The following is a 16,183-nucleotide window of genomic DNA, read 5'->3' as shown; positions in this document are numbered from 1 at the left end:
CATGTTTGGCTAGTCGCACATCGCATCAAAAATGCTTCAAATGGAGCCAACTACCCAGCCATACGGGGCCTTTCATCCCTGCACACCGGTTGACATCCCAGGGAGACATGACAGACCTTCATGCGTAACAAGCGGCGCCCTGTATTCCCCTGCCCCCCTCTGCACCAGGGATGTTTCCATGTCGAGTTCGATCCACAGACGCCACTTCCTGGCCGGTGCCACCTGCGTGGCCGCGGCGGCCGTCGCCGGAGGTGTGTTCGGCGCCGGCGTTGCCCAGGCGGCGCCCAGCACGTATACGCCCGACTGGAACTCGGTCGACCAGCACCCGCCGACCCCGGAGTGGTTCCAGGACGCGAAGTTCGGGATCTACTTCCACTGGGGCGCCTTCAGCGTCCCCGCCTACGGCAACGAGTGGTACCCGCGGAGCATGTACCAGGCGGGCAGCAACGCCAACCAGCACCACATCGCGACCTACGGCCAGCCGTCGGCATGGCCATACCACAACTTCATCAACGGGGCGCAGGACCTGGCGGGCAACTTCGTGAAGTTCGCGCCGAAGCTGAAGTCGGCCGGCGGGAAGTTCGACCCCGACGAGTGGGTGCAGCTGTTCGTCGACGCCGGCGCCAGGTTCGCGGGCCCGGTCGCCGAGCACCATGACGGCTTCTCCATGTGGGACAGCCAGGTCAACGAGTGGAACTCGGTGAAGAAGGGCCCGGGCCTGGACCTGCTGGGGCTCTTCTCCGCGGCCATCCGCGCGAAGGGCCTGAAGCTGCTGGTGGCCATGCACCACGCGTACAACTACAACGGCTTCTACGAGCACGTCCCCGCGCAGACGGACAGCAACCTCAAGAAGCTCTATGGACAGCTGGACTCGACCGCGGCGAACCAGCTCTGGTTCGACAAGCTCAAGGAGGTCATCGACCGCTCCCGGCCCGACATCCTGTGGCAGGACTTCAAGCTGGACGCCGTCGACGAGCAACAGCGCCTGAACTTCCTGGCGTACTACTACAACCAGGCCAACAGCTGGGGCCGTGAGGTCGTCGCCACGTACAAGGACGGCATGAACGGCAAGGGCGAGGTCTTCGACTACGAGCGCGGCGGTCCGGGTGATCTCACCTCCCCCTACTGGCTGACCGACGACAGCATCTCCAGCAGCAGCTGGTGCTACACCCTGGGCATCGGCTACTACACCATCCAGCAGATGCTGCACTCGTTCATCGACCGGGTCAGCAAGAACGGCAACGTGCTGCTGAACATCGCGCCGATGGCCGACGGAACCATCCCCCAGGCGCAGAAGGACATCCTGCTCGGCATCGGAGACCATCTGAAGCGCTTCGGTGAGTCGGTGTACTCGACCCGCGCCTGGACGGCGTACGGCGAGGGCCCGACGAAGATGGGCGGCGGTTCGTTCACCACCCCGCATGCCGGCACCGCGCAGGACATCCGCTTCACCCGCAACAAGGCCAACAACGTCCTGTACGCCACCGTCCTCGGCTGGCCCGGCAGCTCACTGACGCTCAAGACTCTCAGCTCGGACCGGATCAATCTCTCCTCGCTGACCTCGGTGAAGCTCCTCAGCACCACCGCCGGCACCTACATCGACCTGCCCACGCCGACCCAGACCTCCTCCAGCCTCACGGTCTCCCTGCCCTCCTCTGCGCCGTACAGCGCGGCCGCCTACGTCCTGAAGCTCGCTTTCTCCGGCACGATCCCGGGCCTGCGGCCGCTCGCCGGCGCCGTCGCCTTCACGGACGTCAACTACACCGGCAACGCCGGCGTGTTCACCGTCGGCGACTACACCGCGGCCGACCTGACCGGGGCCGGGCTGGGCGTGGGCACGCTCTCCTCCGTCCGGCCGGCCCCCGGTTACCAGGTGATCGGCTACTCCGGCGACAACTTCACCGGCACCTCCTGCCCTTCAGCTGTAGATCATGGTGGTTGCGGGAGTTCTGTTGGTGTGTCGGGTCCGGCTGGGACGGTGTGACCGTGTGCTCGGCGGCGTCGGTGGCAGGCACGGGCGATGGCCTGGTGGAGGCGGCGGTAGGCGGACCAGGCCAGGCCGTGCCGGATGCGTTGGTGGCGGTCGGGCAGCGGGGTGAGCAAGATGAGCAGGCGCCTGATCTCGAAGGCGGTGAAGCGGACGGGGGCGGGTGGGCTGCTGGGATCAGGCGGGTCCCCCTCTCTCGGCGACGGGTGCTGTCGGCGCGGGCTGGCCGTAGCGGGTCCGGGCCAGCGGGCCGTTCTCGCGGGCGGTGGCTGCGTCGCAGCCGACCAGGAACGCGGCGGCCAGCTGGGCGAGGGTGACGTGCCGGTACCAGCCGTGGAAAGAGCGGACCTCGTAGTCAGCCATCCCGCAGGCGGACTTCGCCAGCTTGATCGCCTCTTCCACCCGCCAGCGCGCGCCCGGCACCAAAACGATCTCCTCGACCGGGGTGTCGGCCGGGCCCCAGCCCAGGTAGTAGTCGCGTTTGCCGGGATCCTCCAGGCGGCGTCGCGCGACCAGCCACCGCGCCCACGCCTGGCCATCGACCATCTCCTCCTCGCCGGGGAGTCGCCGCACCCACCACTGCCACGTGCGGGTATCCAACTGGGAGGGCCCGGCGGGCAGTTCGACCCAGTCCTCCTCCCGCGCGACCCGCTCCACCAGCCGGGCGGCGTGCCGCCAGCCCGGACGCTGCAGCACCGGCGAGTTCGCCTGCACGTTGACCACGTACGGCAGACGATGTTCCTCCAGGAAGGAACGGAACGCACGCTCGCGCCCGTACACCTCGTCGGCGGCCACCCACACCTTCCCCGGCTCCTGAGGCAGGTCGGGCAGCGCCCGCTCGATCATCGCCTCCGCCAGCCGTGGCTTGGTCAGGAAGCCGCGCTGCTCGGGCACGTGCGCGGCCCGGCAGCGATCCGGCTCGTCCGTCCATTCCCGTGGCAGGTACAACTCCCGGTCGATCAACGCCTGCCCCGCACCGGTGGCCCACGCACACATCACCCCGATCTGGCAGGGGAATACCCCGCCGAGCGTCCCGGAGTGCTGCCTCGCCACCCCGGCCGAAGCCTTCCCGCGCTTGGCGAACCCGGTCTCGTCCACCACCAGCACCCCGGCCCCGCCGGGCCCCGCGCCCACGCCGTCGTCCGCCAGCTCGGCGACGGCGTACCGGCGGGTGAAGTCCCGCACCCCCTCCACGTCCCACTTCGCCCGGTCCAGCAAGTGCTGCTGGTTCCACGGCACACGCTCTCCGGCCCACTCCGCCAGCTGCCAGCCGTTCTTGCGCGAGACCGGCCCCAGTAGGCCCCGGACGCACATCTCCCCATGCCACTGCGTCTCCACCCGGCCGAACAGGTCCCCGACCCCCACCAGCAGATCGTCCAGCCGCCCCGCCCACTCCTCCGCCCACTCCCGGTCCGACACCTCGACCGGGACATCCAGCAACTCCGCCTTCATACACGGCAGTTACCCAGCTTAGAGACCCTCGAACTCCCGCAACCACCATGATCTACAGCTGAAGGGTCCTGGACGTTCGCCGCCGAGAACCCCGACCTGCGGGTCACCGGCAACAACGACCAGATCACCTCACTGAGGGTCCAGTTCAACCCCGCTACGTACTTCCGGATCACCAACGCCACCAACGGACTCGCCCTGGACAGCGGCGGCAACGTGGCCTCCGGGTCCAACCTCAAGCAGTGGACCTGGGACGGCAGTTCCAACCTGCAATGGCAGGCGGAGGCGGTCGGCGGCGGCTACTACAGGCTGGTCAACCGCACGAACGGCATGGTCGCCGACAGCTGGGGCGCCACCGCCGACGGCTCTCCGGCCCGACAGGCCCCCTGGAACGGCGGCAGCAACCAGCAGTGGAAGATCACCCACCGGGACGGCGACCGCTGCACGATCGCCAACCGCACCACCGGCCTGGTCCTCGACGGCGGCGGGAACGTCGACTCGGGCTCCGTCACCAAGCAGTGGACGTACGGCAGCAGCTCCAACCTGCAGTGGACCTTCACGGCCGTCTGATCCTCGGGACGTGCGAGCGGCTGCGGCGGCGTACTTCGCGTACGCCACCGCAGCGCCGCGCTACTTCAACCGTGTGCCGGCCACGGCGATGGCCACGAGCAGGATCCAGCACAGCAACACCACGATGTTTATTCCGCCAGAGCGGGACACGGCCGCGTCCAGGTCGCTCAGCAGCGCGGCCCCGTGCGCGTCGCGGCCCGCGTGTTCCTCGCCGAGGCCTCAGCCGGCTGTGACCGCGCTCGGTGACGATTACGGCCAGTGCATCGGTGGTCCGTACTTCGTCGAGGCGATCCTCCACGCAACCATGGTCGGGACCAATGGAGTCGTCGGTTGATTTCTTGAGGGGCAGAGAGCGCGTATGGACATTCGGCAGCTGGAGTACTTCCTTGCGATTGTTGATCGTGGGGGGTTCAACCGTGCGGCCTCGGCTCTGTACGTGTCGCAGCCGTCGCTGTCGCAGGCCGTGCGGGCACTGGAGCGTGATCTCGGCTCCGAGCTGTTCCATCGCATCGGGCGTAGGGCAGTCCTGACGGAGGCCGGAAGGGCCCTGATCGAGCCTGCCCGGGAGGCCGTGCGGAGTCTGGAGACGGCGCGGGCGAGTGTCGCGGCGGTGCATGAGCTGCGTGAGGGGCGCCTGGATGTGGCATCCATGCCGTCGCAGGCGGTGGAGCCGCTGACGACCTTGGTGAGGGCGTTCAGCCATCGGTATCCCGGCGTCTCTGTGGCCATCAAAGCGGCGTTCACGTCGCGTGATGTGATCGACATGGTGCGCACGGGTGCCGTGGAGTTGGGGCTCCTGGCGTCCACCGGTCCGGTCTCCGACAAGGAGGTCGCCTCACATGCACTGGGGCGGCAGCGTTTTGTGCTGGTGGTGCCGGCCGACGGCCCGTTCGCTGATCGGACGGCGGTGGAGTGCCGGGAGCTTGCGGGACAGCGGCTGATCGTCGGGCAGCCGGGTACCGGGATGCGCGCCTACGTCGACGCGCTGCGGGAGCAGGGCATCGAGTTCACCGTCGCCGCCGAGACCGAGCACCGTGTGTCGCTCATGCCCCTGGTAATGGCCGGGGTCGGGCTCGCGGTGGTCACGGATTCCTGGCGGGACGTCGCCCGGCGACTGGGCGCCCGCGTCCTGGACATCGAGCCGGAGACCACCTTGGACATCGCCCTCGTCAGCCGCCGCGGCAGCCTGTCGCCCGCAGCCGCCGCGTTCGTCACGAGCGCAACCTCGGCCGCCGACAGCTGATAGGCACCGCTTATAAGGGAGATCCGCTTTGTGTCTTGGACGCCCCACGGACCGCCTTGCTGCAATCGACGGCATGACAACGAACCACCGCATTGCCCTGATCCCCGGCGACGGCATCGGCGCCGAGGTACTGCCCCCAGCACAGCAGGTGCTCGATGTTCTCGGCCGCCGCCACGGCTTCAGCCTGTCCTACACGTCGTACGACGACTGGTCGTGCGAGCGGTACCTGCGGGAGGGCGCCATGATGCCCGCCGACGGGATCGACCAGCTGCGCGACAAGGACGCGATCCTGCTGGGCGCGGTGGGATACCCGGGGGTGCCCGACCATGTCTCGCTGTGGGGGCTGCTGATCCCGATCCGGCGCAGCTTCCGCCAGTACGTCAACCTCCGGCCCATCCGTGTCTTCGAAGGCATCGACAGTCCGGTGCGCGGCGCACGTCCGGGCGAGGTCGATTTCGTCGTCGTGCGCGAGAACATGGAAGGCGAGTACAGCGAGGTCGGCGGCCGACTCAACCGCGGCTTCCCGGACGAGATCGCCGTGCAGGAGGCCGTGTTCACCCGGGCCGGCGTCACACGCGTGCTGGACTACGCCTTCACGCTCGCCTCCCAGCGCGGCGGCCGCCTGACCTCCGCGACCAAGTCGAACGGCATCGTGCACACCATGCCGTTCTGGGACCAGCTCGTCACCGAGCGGGCCGCCTCGTTCCCGCAGGTCACCTGGGACCAGGAGCACATCGACGCGCTCGCGGCCAAGTTCGTCCTCGAACCAGGCCGCTTCGACGTCGTCGTCGCCTCCAACCTCTTCGGCGACATCCTCAGCGACCTCGCGGCCGCGGTCGCCGGATCCATCGGCATCGCCCCGGCGGCCAACCTCAACCCCGAGCGGGACTTCCCCTCGATGTTCGAGCCAGTGCACGGCTCCGCGCCCGACATCGCGGGCCAGGGCATCGCCAACCCGCTGGGCGCGATCTGGTCCGCGGCCATGATGCTCGACCACCTCGGCCATCCCGCCGCGGCCAGGGACATCACGGACGCGATCGCCTCGGTCCTGGCCAAGACCGATATCCGCACCCGTGACCTGGGCGGAACCGCGACCACCGCCGAGTTCACCGACAAGCTGATCGAGCTCCTCTGAGCCCTCTCCCCCTCGGTGGGCGGCAGGGACGACGCCGCCCACCGCCCACCGGGAACTCCCGCGCCTCTTCCCTTTCCCGAGCCGCTCCCCCGCCCGAGCCGAATCCGCCAAGCGCGCTGGTACAAGCAGCTCTGCTTCTGGGTCCTGACCGCCATCGTCGCCGGCATCCTCACCGGCTGGCTGTGGCCCTCGGCCGGCACCGCGATGGAACCGGTCGGCACGCCCACCCTGGCGACCTTCACCCGGCGGGCGACGCCGGACAGTACGTGAAGGACGGGGAGAACCAGGACTGGTGGCACTTTCTGACCAACCTCGCCCCGAACCGCTCGGCACCCACCCACGTCCCGGATCCTCGTCGCGCCATGCCCGGGAGGAGCGTACGCCGGATGCGTACGCGCGCTCGGGCCCGGCGTGACCGCGTCCGCGTGACGACCGGCGTGCCGGTCATGCGCCGGGAGCAGCCGCTTCTCGCGCGTCCAGGACCAGCACCGCGACGTGCAGGGACGTGCGCTGCAGACCTGATTCCAGGTCGCAGCCGAGGAGCCGTTCGATGGTGTGGAGGCGCTGGTAGTACGCCTGCCGGGACATGCCGGCGCGTTTGGCCGCGACCGACTTGTTCCCGGCCGCCGCCAGATAGGCGCGCAGTGCCGGGAGCAGATCGCCGCTGTTGCGGTCGTCGTGCTCGATGATGCGGGTCAGTTGCCGTTCCGCGTACCGCTGAAGACGGGTGTCCTCCCGCAGGACGCCCAGCAACTCCGGCAGCCGGACGTCGGCGGGGACGTAGAACCACCGCTCCGGGGAGGCCGGTGTGATGGCCTCGGCCGTCTGCTCGGCCTCCTGCCACGACCGGGCGATCCCGGAGAGGTCGGTCACCCCGGGGCCGACGGCGACGACGGCCTCCGGTCCCAGCTCCTCCCGGGTCAGACGGCCGATCCGCTCGGCGACCGGCTGCCAGGCGCTCGCCTGGGCCAGTGCCAGAAGCACGCCGATCCGGCCCGGGGCCGTCTCGCCGACCAGGGCGCGGACGCCGGTCTGCGCCAGCGCCTTCGCGATCCGTTCGTCGAGGTGCTCACCCTCGGTGCCGGTGTGCGTGTGGCGGATGACCACGGCGAAGAGCCGGTGCCCGAAGGCCGGGAGCCCCAGTGCCTCGGCGCGGGCGCGCGCGTCCGCGGGGGAGCGGAAGCGCCGTTCGTACAGGTCCCGCAGTACGGAGCGGTGGGCCCGGCGCTCCCACCAGGCCGGCCCGGCCAGGCGCGCCATGGTCAGCGCGACCGCCGCACGCTCCAGCACCAGGACGTGTTCCGGGTCGGGCTCGGCGTTCAGCCGGCCCTCCAGCAGGACCAGCCGCCCCCACAGCCCGTGGTGGTCCTGCACCGGCGCGATCAGCCACCCCTCCGGGCCGCTCGGCGTGATCGTCTCCGGCGTCGGGGCGGCCCGCGAACGCCGCGACCAGGCCGACACCACCGGCTCGTACGGCCGGCCGAGCAGCTCGCACATCAGGACCCGGTGGGTGAGATCCTCCAGCACCACGGGGGCTCCGGTGAGCTCCGCGGTGGTGTGCACCAGTTCCTCGGGGTCCGCGCCCCGCAGCGTCAGGGCGGTGAAAATGGCCTGGATGTCCCTCCCGCGACGCAGCAGGGCCCCCTGGGCGTCAAGGATGAGCGCGTGCACCGTCTGCGTGACGTCGATGAACCGGACGCCACGGGCCAGCTCGACCAGCGGCACTTCACGGGCACGGCACGCCGCCACCAGCTCGTCGGGCACCTTCCGATACCGGTAACCGAGCTCCACGATCAGACCGGCCGCGCCGACGTCGGCGAGCTGGTCGACGTACCCGCGCAGCTCGGAGGCATCCTCGGGATACGGCATGCCGGTCGTCAGCACCAGCTCGCCGCCCTCCAGGAAATCGGCGGGGTTGAGCAGCTCGGTGACATGCACCCAGCGCACCGCCCTGTCCAGCTGTGACTCACCGGCCAGCACGCGCGGCATCCCTTCGGCGAGCACGGGCAGGCTCAGTACCTCCGTGATGGTGGGGAACTGCCCGGCTGCAGGACGTCTGGGCGGCATAGGGGGTTGCTTTCATCCGAGGGGATCGGGCTCACCTTCGCACCGGCCACTCACCGTGACAAGAGGGTGCCCGGCATTTCGTGCGGCCCGGCCGTCCGCAGTGACAGACCGTCTCGAGAAGGCCTCAAGGTGGAACACAGTGTGGGTTGACCTGCAGGTTCCCCCGGGACGAAAGTGAACGCCATCCCCAGCGGGACCCGAACTGGAAGGGTCCGCACAGTGTCCGCACCGCGCTGGGGCCCGACTGCCACCCAGGCCACACCATCGAAAGGAGCGACCTCATGCGCATCCCGAAGCGCGTCGCCGTGATCGGTGCCGGCAGCATGGGCAGCCAGGCAATGTGGCGACTGGCCGCCCGCGGAGCCGAGGTCATCGGCTACGACCGGTACGCGCCAGGTCACGACCGCGGCGCGGCCGGGGGCGAGAGCCGCATCTTCCGAGCCGCCCACCTCGGCGAACCCGGGTACGTTCCGCTGCTGCGGCTCGCGGACGGGCTGTGGGAGCAGCTCCAGGCGGAGACGGGCCGGTCGCTGCGACGCCGCAGTGGCTGCCTCGTGATGGGAGAGACGGCATCACCGGCCATGCGCCAGCTGCTCTCCTCCAGCACCACCCATCGTCTGGATCACGAGGTACTGGACCGGGAGGAATTCGCCCGCCGCTACCCGCAGCATCGTCTCCCGGACGGGCACACCGCCGTCCTCGACCGCGAGGGCGCCGTCATCAGGCCCGAGGCGTCGGTCCAGGCCGCCGCCACCCGCGCCGAGCAGTTGGGCGCCCTGCTGCACCGCTACACCCCGGTGCGGGAGGTCGTGCCCACGGCGGGAGGCGGCGTGCAGATCGTCACCGACCAGGGCACGGACCACGTTGATGCCGCCGTGGTGACCGTGGGCCCCTGGATCAACACACTGCTCCCGGACCTCCCACGAACCGTCGACGTCCGCCGGGTGATCTGCTCCTGGCACCTGCCCACCCGCCACGACTGGTTCGCGGGCGGGGCTCCTCCCTTCGTGCGCGCCACACCCCACGACTGTTTCGGGCTCCCGTCGCCCGACGGCATCTCCGTCAAGCTCGGTCTCTCCTTCGCGCGTCATCTGCCGGTGCCCGAACCCGAACGGCTCGACCGTACGGTCCGCCCCGAGGAACTCGGCACCTTCCGCGAGCTCATCGCCGAGCTGATGCCCGACCTGAACCCCGACCCCATCAGGATGTCGGCCTACATGGAGGGCTACACGGAGTCCGGAAACCCGCTCGTCGGTCATCTCCCCGGCGAGGACGACATCATCGTCATGGCCGGATTCTCCGGCAGCGGCTTCAAGATCTCGCCCGCGATGGGCGAGATCGCCGCCGACCTGGCGCTCGACGGCACCACTGATCACCCCATCGACTTCCTCGCTCCGGCAGGAGTCGGCGCCGCCTGATCCCCGGCGATGTCGACGGCATCGCCCCCCATCGCCCCCATCGCCCCCCCATCCCGACATCTCTGTCATGGGCATGCCCGAAATGCCCATTCACCGGCCGCAACCAATGACAGGAGCATCCCCATGCCCATTCCCTCGCTTCAGTTCCGCCCGAAGTACGTCTCGTTCGACTGCTACGGCACGTTGATCGAGTGGCCGATGACCCCCATCACGCGTGAGCTCGTCGGCGACCAGGTCCCCGCCGAGCAGTGGGACCAGTTCGTCCGGGAGTTCCGCGGCTACCGCTACGACCAGGTCCGCGGCGAGTACTACCCCTACGAGCAGGTGCTGCAGGACTCCTTCGAGCGGGTCTGCCGCAAGTGGGGTGTGAAGGCTGCGCCGGACGCGGGCAAGCGGTTCGCCCACGGCGTGCGCAGCTGGGGCCCGCACGCCGACGTGCCGGAACCGCTGAAGAAGATGGGCGAGAACTACAAGCTGGTGATCTTCTCCAACGCCGGGGACTCCTTCCTGGAGGAGAGCGTGCCCCGGCTCGGGGCGGACTTCCACGCAGTCTTCACCGCGGAGCAGGCCGGCTACTACAAGCCCCGCTACGCCGCGTTCGAGTACATGCTCGACCAGCTCGAGGCCTCCCCCGAGGACTTCGTGCACGTCTCCTCGCACACCCGCTACGACCTGATGCCGATGCACGACATGGGCTTCCGCAACCTCATCCTCCTGGACCGTGGCTGCGACCCGGTCACCCACGGCTACGACTACGTGACCGTGAAGTCCCTGGACGACCTCAACACCATGCTCGGCATCTGACTCGCGACGCCCTCGTCCCGCACGGACAGCCCCGAAGGACCCCCCAACCCCCCCACCTCAGCGTTTTCCGCTCCCCCGAATCCAACACCCATCATCAGGAGGCGCCCGATGGAAGCCAACCGGATAGGACGCAGAACCGTACTCCGAACCGCAGGCGCTCTGGCCGCCGCCACCGCGGTGACCGGCTGCGGCACCCTCATGGGCACCGGCGAAAGCCGCGGCTCGTCGGGCGGCGGTAAGAAGAGGCTCGTCGTCAGCAACAGCGGTGGGGCCTACAACGACGCCTTGACGAAGGCGATCTACGAGCCGTTCGCCAAGGAGACCGGCATCACGGTCACGACGGTCAACTACCAGTCGGCGCAAATCATCGCCCAGGTCAAGCAGGGCCGTCCGCAGGTGGACCTGATGGACAACACACTGCTGAACTTCCAGAAGATGACGCGGCTGGAGTGCCTGGAGCCGGTGGACCACGACCGGCTGAAGAGTGTCAAGGGCGCCGGGATCGCGGAGCACAACCTGCCGGAGCACGCGGTCGGCAAGAACGTGTGGGCGAGCGTGATGGCCTACCGCACGGACAGCCTCAAGCGTGTCCCGAAGAGCTGGGCCGACTTCTGGAACACGGACGCCTTCGCCGGTCCGCGCTCGCTGCAGAGCGCGGAGGCGGACCTGCCGGAGCTGGAGTTCGCGCTGCTGGCCGACGGGGTGCCGCTGGACAAGCTGTACCCGCTCGATGTGGACCGGGCCTTCGCGTCGATGTCGCGGATCCGCGGTGATGTGAAGAAGTTCTGGAACACCGGCGCCCTGCCGGCCGTCCTGCTCGGCCGCAAGGAGGTCGTCGCGACCAGCCTGTGGGGCGGTCGCGCGGACGAGCTCATCAAGCAGGGGATGCCGGTCGCCTACCAGTGGAACGGCGCCCGCAGGATGACCAACGGCTGGGGCATCCCGAAGGGCGCGGACAACACGGACGCGGCCTACAAGCTGATCGACTTCTCGCTGCGGCCCGAGGTGCAGGCGGCCTTCGCCAAGCTCAGCCCCACCGGCGGCCCGGTCGTCCCGGCGGCAACCAAGCAGCTCTCGGACGATGTCCTGGCCACGCTGCCGACCTCGCCGCAGAACCTCAAGACCGGGTTCGATATCGATGCCGCCTGGTGGGACAAGAACCGTGACGCCGTCATCAAGCGCTGGCAGGAGTGGGCCGATGCCTGAGCGGACCCAGAGTCTGACCGCCGGAAAGCTGTCCGCCGACGACCTCGCCGCTGCCCTGGCCCCTCGCTCCTCCTCACCGACGGGCAAGTCGCTGTCGGTGACGGGGCTGCGCAAGTCCTACAGCGGGACGACGGTGGTCGACGGCGTGGACATGGAGATCGCGGCCGGTGAGTTCGTCACCTTCCTCGGCTCGTCGGGCTCCGGCAAGACGACCACGCTGATGATGCTGGCCGGGTTCACCGAGCCCGACTCCGGCTCCATCGCAGTGGACGGCCATGACATCACCCGGCTCAATCCGGGCAAGCGTGATTTCGGTTTCGTCTTCCAGCAGTACCTGCTCTTCCCCCACATGACGGTCGCCGAGAACGTCGCCTTCCCCCTGCAGCTGCGGGGGGTGGACAAGGCGGAGATCCGCCGCCGGGTCGGGGAGACGCTGGAGGCGGCGGGCCTGTCGAAGTTCGCCGGCCGCAAGCCCCGTGAGCTCTCCGGTGGCCAGCAGCAGCGCGTCGCCCTGTGCCGGGTGCTGGTCTACCGCCCGCCGATCGTGCTGATGGACGAACCGCTCGGCGCGCTGGACAAGAAGCTGCGCGACCAGATGCAGACCGAGATCAAGTCCATCCAGCGCGAACTCGGCCTGACCGTCATCTACGTGACACACGACCAGGAAGAAGCCCTCGTCCTGTCCGACCGGATCGCCATCATGAAGGACGGCCGCATCGAGCAGTTCGACACCCCCCGCGGCCTGTTCGAACGCCCCCGCACCCCCTTCGTCGCCGACTTCCTCGGCGCCGCCAACTTCCTCACCGGCAAGGTCGAGGACGGCCGGGGAGACGACTGCACCCGCGTGCGGCTGGACACCGGCGGCGTGCTCACGGCCCGCGCCCACCCGTGTGCTCCCGGTCAGCGGGTGCGCGCCGCGGTGCGGCCGGGCAAACTGCGCCTGGTCAGTGCCGAGGAGAGCTGCTGTACCGGCACGGTCGAGACGGCCGTCTACGTCGGCTCGCTCACCCGGATCACCGTCCGCCTGGACGGTGCTGCTCCGGGGACGCAGCCGCTGCGGATCGAGACCGCCCACACTCCGCCCCGCCCTGGCGAACGCGTCTGCGTCACCGCAGAGCCCGAGGACGTCAGTGTCTTCGATGAGAAGGACGGGGGGTGAGCCCGTGGCCGGCACCGCTCTCGCACCCGGCAAGGTGCGTGTGAAGAAGACGTCCGCGATGCGCGGGCACCGCTCCCGGATCGCGCTGGTCAACGCCGTCCCCGTCACGGTGTTCCTGCTGGTCCTCTTCGTCTACCCGATCATCGGCGTCCTCTCCCTCAGCCTGGAAGGCGACACCGGCGGGTTCACCCTCCACTGGTACGCCGACGCGCTCAGCGGCGTGAACCTGTCCGTGCTGCTCTCCACCCTGCGGATCTCCGCGGAGACCGCGGTGCTCAGCCTGCTGGTGGGGTTCGTCCTGGCGCACGCCATCGCCCGGATGCGTCCCGTCTTCGCCGCGCTGGCCATGCTGATCGTGGTCGTGCCGCACTTCATCAGTGCCCTGGTACGCACCTACGGCTGGATCATCATGCTCGGTGAACACGGCCTCATCAACACACTGTTGACTTCTCTGCACGTGCCCGGAGCCCCGTTCTCACTGCTCTACAACGAGATCGGTGTCGTCATCGGGACCACCTCCGTCATGCTCCCCTACACGGTCCTCGTGCTCCAGGGCGTGATGCGGGGCGTCGACGGCCGGCTCCTGGCCGCAGCGGCAGGCTTCGGCGCGAGCCGGTTCACCATCTTCCGCAGGATCTACCTGCCGCTGGTGGCGCCCGGGATCGGCACGGCGGGGCTGCTGAGCTTCATCCTGTGCCTGGGCTACTACATCACCCCAGCTCTGATGGGCGGCGGCAAGCAGACCGTGGTCGCGGCGCTGATCGACCAGCAGGTGATGAAGCAGGACCAGTGGAACTCCGCCGCCGCCTTCGGTGTGATCCTGCTGCTGCTCACCTTCGCCGGCCTGGGCGTGCTCGGCCTGGCCAAGCTCCGCCGCAAGAAGGCGCACGCACGAAGGAGCGGCTCATGATGGAACTGCCTCCCACTCGGGCCGGACACGTCGGCCGCGCCCTGAGCGCCACCGCGATTCTGCTCTTCCTGGCCATGCCGATCGTGATCATCCTGGTCACCTCCTTCGGCGCGGACGGTATCGGCACCTTCCCGCCCGAGGAGTACAGCACCCGCTGGTACGAGCAGATGGCCGCACCCGACGGCAACTGGGCCACCTCCATCGCCCTGTCCAGCCTGGTCGCCGCCCTGACGACGGTGTTCTCCCTGATTCTGGGCGTGACCGCCGCCACCGCCCTGGCCCGCGGCCGGCTGCCGCTGCACGCGGCGGTCTACGGACTGGTCCTGGCCCCGATGCTCATCCCTCAAGTGGTCATCGCCCTCGGCCTGTTCCTGTTCTTCGAACCCGTCGGCATGCTCGGCAGCCCGCTCGCCATCGCCCTCGGGCACACGGTGCTCGCCGCACCGATCGCGATCCTCATCATGATCTCCACCCTGAGGGGCATCGACGAACGGCTCGAAGACGCCGCCGCCAGCATGGGCGCCAGCCGGATGACCATCGCCCGGCGCATCACCTTCCCCCTGGCCACCCCCGGTCTGATCGCCGCCGCCGTGTTCTCCTTCATCACCAGCTTCGACGAGTTCTTCATCGCCCAGTTCATGTCCACACCCGACACCCGCACCCTGCCGGTCCTGGTCTTCAACGCCCTGCAGTTCGACGTCGACCCGACCGTCACCGCGGTCAGCGCGGTCCTCATCGCCCTGGCCATCCTCGCCCTCGCCCTGGTAGCCCTCGTCCGCAAACTCGGCGGCCACCGCAACCAGCAAGGCGGCGTCCTCCCCGTTGAACGCCTCACCTGAGCCTTGCGCCGGCACGGGAAGCGCTACCGCTGACAGCGCCGTCGGCCGGGCCCCTGGTGGTGCCCGACCGCACCCCACTTCGAAACTCCCCGCAGAGGACCCGAAATGAAGACGATTCCCTACTGGATAGAAACCGCTGGGGTGTTTCCCGACCGGTCCGGCAAGCCGCTGACCGAGGACACCGACCTGGTGGTCATCGGCGCCGGCCTGACGGGTCTGTCCACCGCCCTCCACTCCGCCCGCAAGGGCGCCCGCGTCATCCTTGTCGAGAAGGGCCAGATCGGCTCCGGCGCCTCCGCGCGCAACGGCGGCATGGCGAACCTGGGCTTCACCATCGGCGTGAGCCAGGCCATCCGCCGGTACGGACTGGAGCGGGCTCGCGAGATCTACAACTCCTACGGCGAGGCCGTGGACACCGTCGAGCGGCTCGTGAACGAGGAGTCCATCGACTGCCAGTTCAACCGCGTCGGACGCCTGGGCCTCGCGTCCCGCCCCGCGCACTTCGAGAGCAAGAAGGCCCAACAGCGCGACCTGGCCAAGTACTTCGGACACGAGACCACACTGATAGGCAAGTCCGAGCTGCGTTCCGAGATCGGATCCGACGCCTACCACGGCGGCCTGCTCGACCCGTTCAGCGCCGCGCTGCACGTCGGCCGCTTCGTGCGCGGTATGGCCGAGGCGTGCGAGCGCACCGGTGTCGAGATCCACGAGCGCAACGCGGCCATCGGCGTGCGGCGTACCGCCGCCGGCCGGTTCGAGGTCAGCACCGAGCGCGGTGTGATCCGCGCCGGGCAGGTCATGATGGCCACCGACGCCTACACCGACAAGAACTTCCCGTGGCTGCGCCGCCAGCAGGTCTGCGTGGGCAGCTTCATCATCGTGACCGAGCCGCTCGGTGAGGAGCTCGCCCGGGACATCATCCCGAAGGGCCGCCTCCTCGTCGACTCCAACAAGGTCTGCCACTACTTCCGGCTCACCCCGGACAACCGGCTGCTGTTCGGCGGCCGTGCCCGTTTCGCGCCGTCCGATCCCACCTCGGACAAGAAGAGCGGGGCCGTTCTGTTCCGTGAGATGTGCGAGATCTTCCCCCAACTCGCCCGGACGAAGGTCGAATACGTGTGGGGCGGCTCCGTCGGTTTCGCCATGGACCGCATCGTGCACGCCGGGCAGACCGAGGACGGCGTCTACTACTCCATGGGATACGCGGGCCACGGCGTGCAGATGGCCACGCACATGGGGCAGGTCATGGCCGAGGTGATGGACGGCCACCCCGAGGTCAGCCCCGTCCGCGACCTGGCCCCGCCCCGCATCCCCCTCTACAACGGCACTGCCTGGTTCCTGCCCTTCGCGGGCGCCTACTACAAGACGCTGGACCGCATCCGCTGACCGGTCGGCA

At 69.1% G+C, this 16,183-nt stretch carries 13 protein-coding genes and 2 pseudogenes; 13 read left to right on the top strand and 2 right to left on the bottom strand.

The window, feature by feature from the left end; genetic code table 11:
* Positions 1-178: 178 nt before the first annotated feature.
* Positions 179-1,933: pseudogene (locus ABIE67_RS42665) on the top strand (alpha-L-fucosidase); the annotation flags it as partial.
* Positions 1,934-2,164: 231 nt separating this feature from the next.
* Here the strand turns inward: ABIE67_RS42665 and ABIE67_RS42660 are convergent.
* The gene (locus ABIE67_RS42660; protein ID WP_370252079.1) at positions 2,165-3,439 is read right to left on the bottom strand and encodes an IS701 family transposase; all 1,275 of its coding nucleotides are present in this window, start codon (positions 3,437-3,439) and stop codon (positions 2,165-2,167) included.
* A 66-nt stretch (positions 3,440-3,505) separates the two neighbouring features.
* On the opposite strand from ABIE67_RS42660, the pseudogene ABIE67_RS42655 reads away from it, so the two are divergent.
* From ABIE67_RS42655 to ABIE67_RS42635, 5 genes and pseudogenes are all read left to right on the top strand, one after another.
* Positions 3,506-4,006, top strand: a pseudogene (locus ABIE67_RS42655) (RICIN domain-containing protein); the annotation flags it as partial.
* A 10-nt stretch (positions 4,007-4,016) separates the two neighbouring features.
* Entirely contained in the window at positions 4,017-4,340 is a 324-nt protein-coding gene (locus ABIE67_RS42650; protein ID WP_370266942.1) for a hypothetical protein, read from the top strand.
* 24 nt (positions 4,341-4,364) lie between these two features.
* Complete coding sequence (locus tag ABIE67_RS42645; RefSeq protein WP_370266941.1) at positions 4,365-5,249, top strand: LysR substrate-binding domain-containing protein; 885 nt, start codon at positions 4,365-4,367, stop codon at positions 5,247-5,249.
* A 73-nt stretch (positions 5,250-5,322) separates the two neighbouring features.
* Entirely contained in the window at positions 5,323-6,384 is a 1,062-nt protein-coding gene (locus tag ABIE67_RS42640) for a tartrate dehydrogenase (protein WP_370266940.1), read from the top strand.
* Positions 6,385-6,399: 15 nt separating this feature from the next.
* On the top strand, positions 6,400-6,654 hold the full coding sequence (locus ABIE67_RS42635; protein ID WP_370266939.1) for a hypothetical protein: 255 nt from the start codon (positions 6,400-6,402) through the stop codon (positions 6,652-6,654).
* A gap of 174 nt (positions 6,655-6,828) precedes the next feature.
* Here the strand turns inward: ABIE67_RS42635 and ABIE67_RS42630 are convergent, their stop codons facing one another.
* Positions 6,829-8,451: a PucR family transcriptional regulator gene (locus ABIE67_RS42630; RefSeq protein WP_370266938.1), complete on the bottom strand. Its 1,623-nt coding sequence runs from the start codon at positions 8,449-8,451 to the stop codon at positions 6,829-6,831.
* 281 nt (positions 8,452-8,732) lie between these two features.
* On the opposite strand from ABIE67_RS42630, the gene solA reads away from it, so the two are divergent.
* The 7 genes from solA to ABIE67_RS42595 all read left to right on the top strand — a co-directional run bounded on the left by solA (position 8,733) and on the right by ABIE67_RS42595 (position 16,173).
* Entirely contained in the window at positions 8,733-9,869 is a 1,137-nt protein-coding gene (gene solA, locus ABIE67_RS42625) for an N-methyl-L-tryptophan oxidase (RefSeq protein ID WP_370266937.1), read from the top strand.
* A gap of 123 nt (positions 9,870-9,992) precedes the next feature.
* Positions 9,993-10,673 (top strand): haloacid dehalogenase type II, encoded by a 681-nt coding sequence (locus ABIE67_RS42620; protein WP_370266936.1) that lies wholly within the window; start codon positions 9,993-9,995, stop codon positions 10,671-10,673.
* 108 nt (positions 10,674-10,781) lie between these two features.
* Positions 10,782-11,879 carry an extracellular solute-binding protein gene (locus ABIE67_RS42615; protein ID WP_370266935.1) on the top strand — a complete coding sequence of 366 codons (1,098 nt, stop codon included), beginning with the start codon at positions 10,782-10,784 and terminating at the stop codon, positions 11,877-11,879.
* A complete protein-coding gene (locus ABIE67_RS42610) occupies positions 11,872-13,038 on the top strand; it encodes an ABC transporter ATP-binding protein (protein ID WP_370266934.1) in 1,167 nt (388 codons plus the stop codon). Before ABIE67_RS42615 ends, ABIE67_RS42610 begins: the two co-directional genes overlap by 8 nt.
* A gap of 4 nt (positions 13,039-13,042) precedes the next feature.
* A complete protein-coding gene (locus tag ABIE67_RS42605; protein WP_370266933.1) occupies positions 13,043-13,948 on the top strand; it encodes an ABC transporter permease in 906 nt (301 codons plus the stop codon).
* Positions 13,945-14,787: an ABC transporter permease gene (locus ABIE67_RS42600; protein ID WP_370266932.1), complete on the top strand. Its 843-nt coding sequence runs from the start codon at positions 13,945-13,947 to the stop codon at positions 14,785-14,787. The genes ABIE67_RS42605 and ABIE67_RS42600 overlap by 4 nt, the downstream gene beginning before the upstream one ends.
* Before the next feature lie 105 nt (positions 14,788-14,892).
* Complete coding sequence (locus ABIE67_RS42595; RefSeq protein ID WP_370266930.1) at positions 14,893-16,173, top strand: NAD(P)/FAD-dependent oxidoreductase; 1,281 nt, start codon at positions 14,893-14,895, stop codon at positions 16,171-16,173.
* Positions 16,174-16,183 lie beyond the last annotated feature (10 nt).

It is taken from the genome of Streptomyces sp. V4I8 (assembly GCF_041261225.1).
GTDB lineage: Bacteria > Actinomycetota > Actinomycetes > Streptomycetales > Streptomycetaceae > Streptomyces.
This window is presented reverse-complemented; position numbering and strand designations above follow the sequence as displayed.

Coding starts and splice junctions, on each gene's coding strand:
- ABIE67_RS42615 (WP_370266935.1), top strand. CDS start 10,782: ATGGAAGCCAACCGGATAGGACGCAGAACCGTACTCCGAACCGCAGGC.
- ABIE67_RS42610 (WP_370266934.1), top strand. CDS start 11,872: ATGCCTGAGCGGACCCAGAGTCTGACCGCCGGAAAGCTGTCCGCCGAC.
- ABIE67_RS42600 (WP_370266932.1), top strand. CDS start 13,945: ATGATGGAACTGCCTCCCACTCGGGCCGGACACGTCGGCCGCGCCCTG.
- ABIE67_RS42645 (WP_370266941.1), top strand. CDS start 4,365: ATGGACATTCGGCAGCTGGAGTACTTCCTTGCGATTGTTGATCGTGGG.
- ABIE67_RS42630 (WP_370266938.1), bottom strand. CDS start 8,451: ATGCCGCCCAGACGTCCTGCAGCCGGGCAGTTCCCCACCATCACGGAG.
- ABIE67_RS42660 (WP_370252079.1), bottom strand. CDS start 3,439: ATGAAGGCGGAGTTGCTGGATGTCCCGGTCGAGGTGTCGGACCGGGAG.
- ABIE67_RS42595 (WP_370266930.1), top strand. CDS start 14,893: ATGAAGACGATTCCCTACTGGATAGAAACCGCTGGGGTGTTTCCCGAC.
- ABIE67_RS42640 (WP_370266940.1), top strand. CDS start 5,323: ATGACAACGAACCACCGCATTGCCCTGATCCCCGGCGACGGCATCGGC.
- ABIE67_RS42620 (WP_370266936.1), top strand. CDS start 9,993: ATGCCCATTCCCTCGCTTCAGTTCCGCCCGAAGTACGTCTCGTTCGAC.
- solA (WP_370266937.1), top strand. CDS start 8,733: ATGCGCATCCCGAAGCGCGTCGCCGTGATCGGTGCCGGCAGCATGGGC.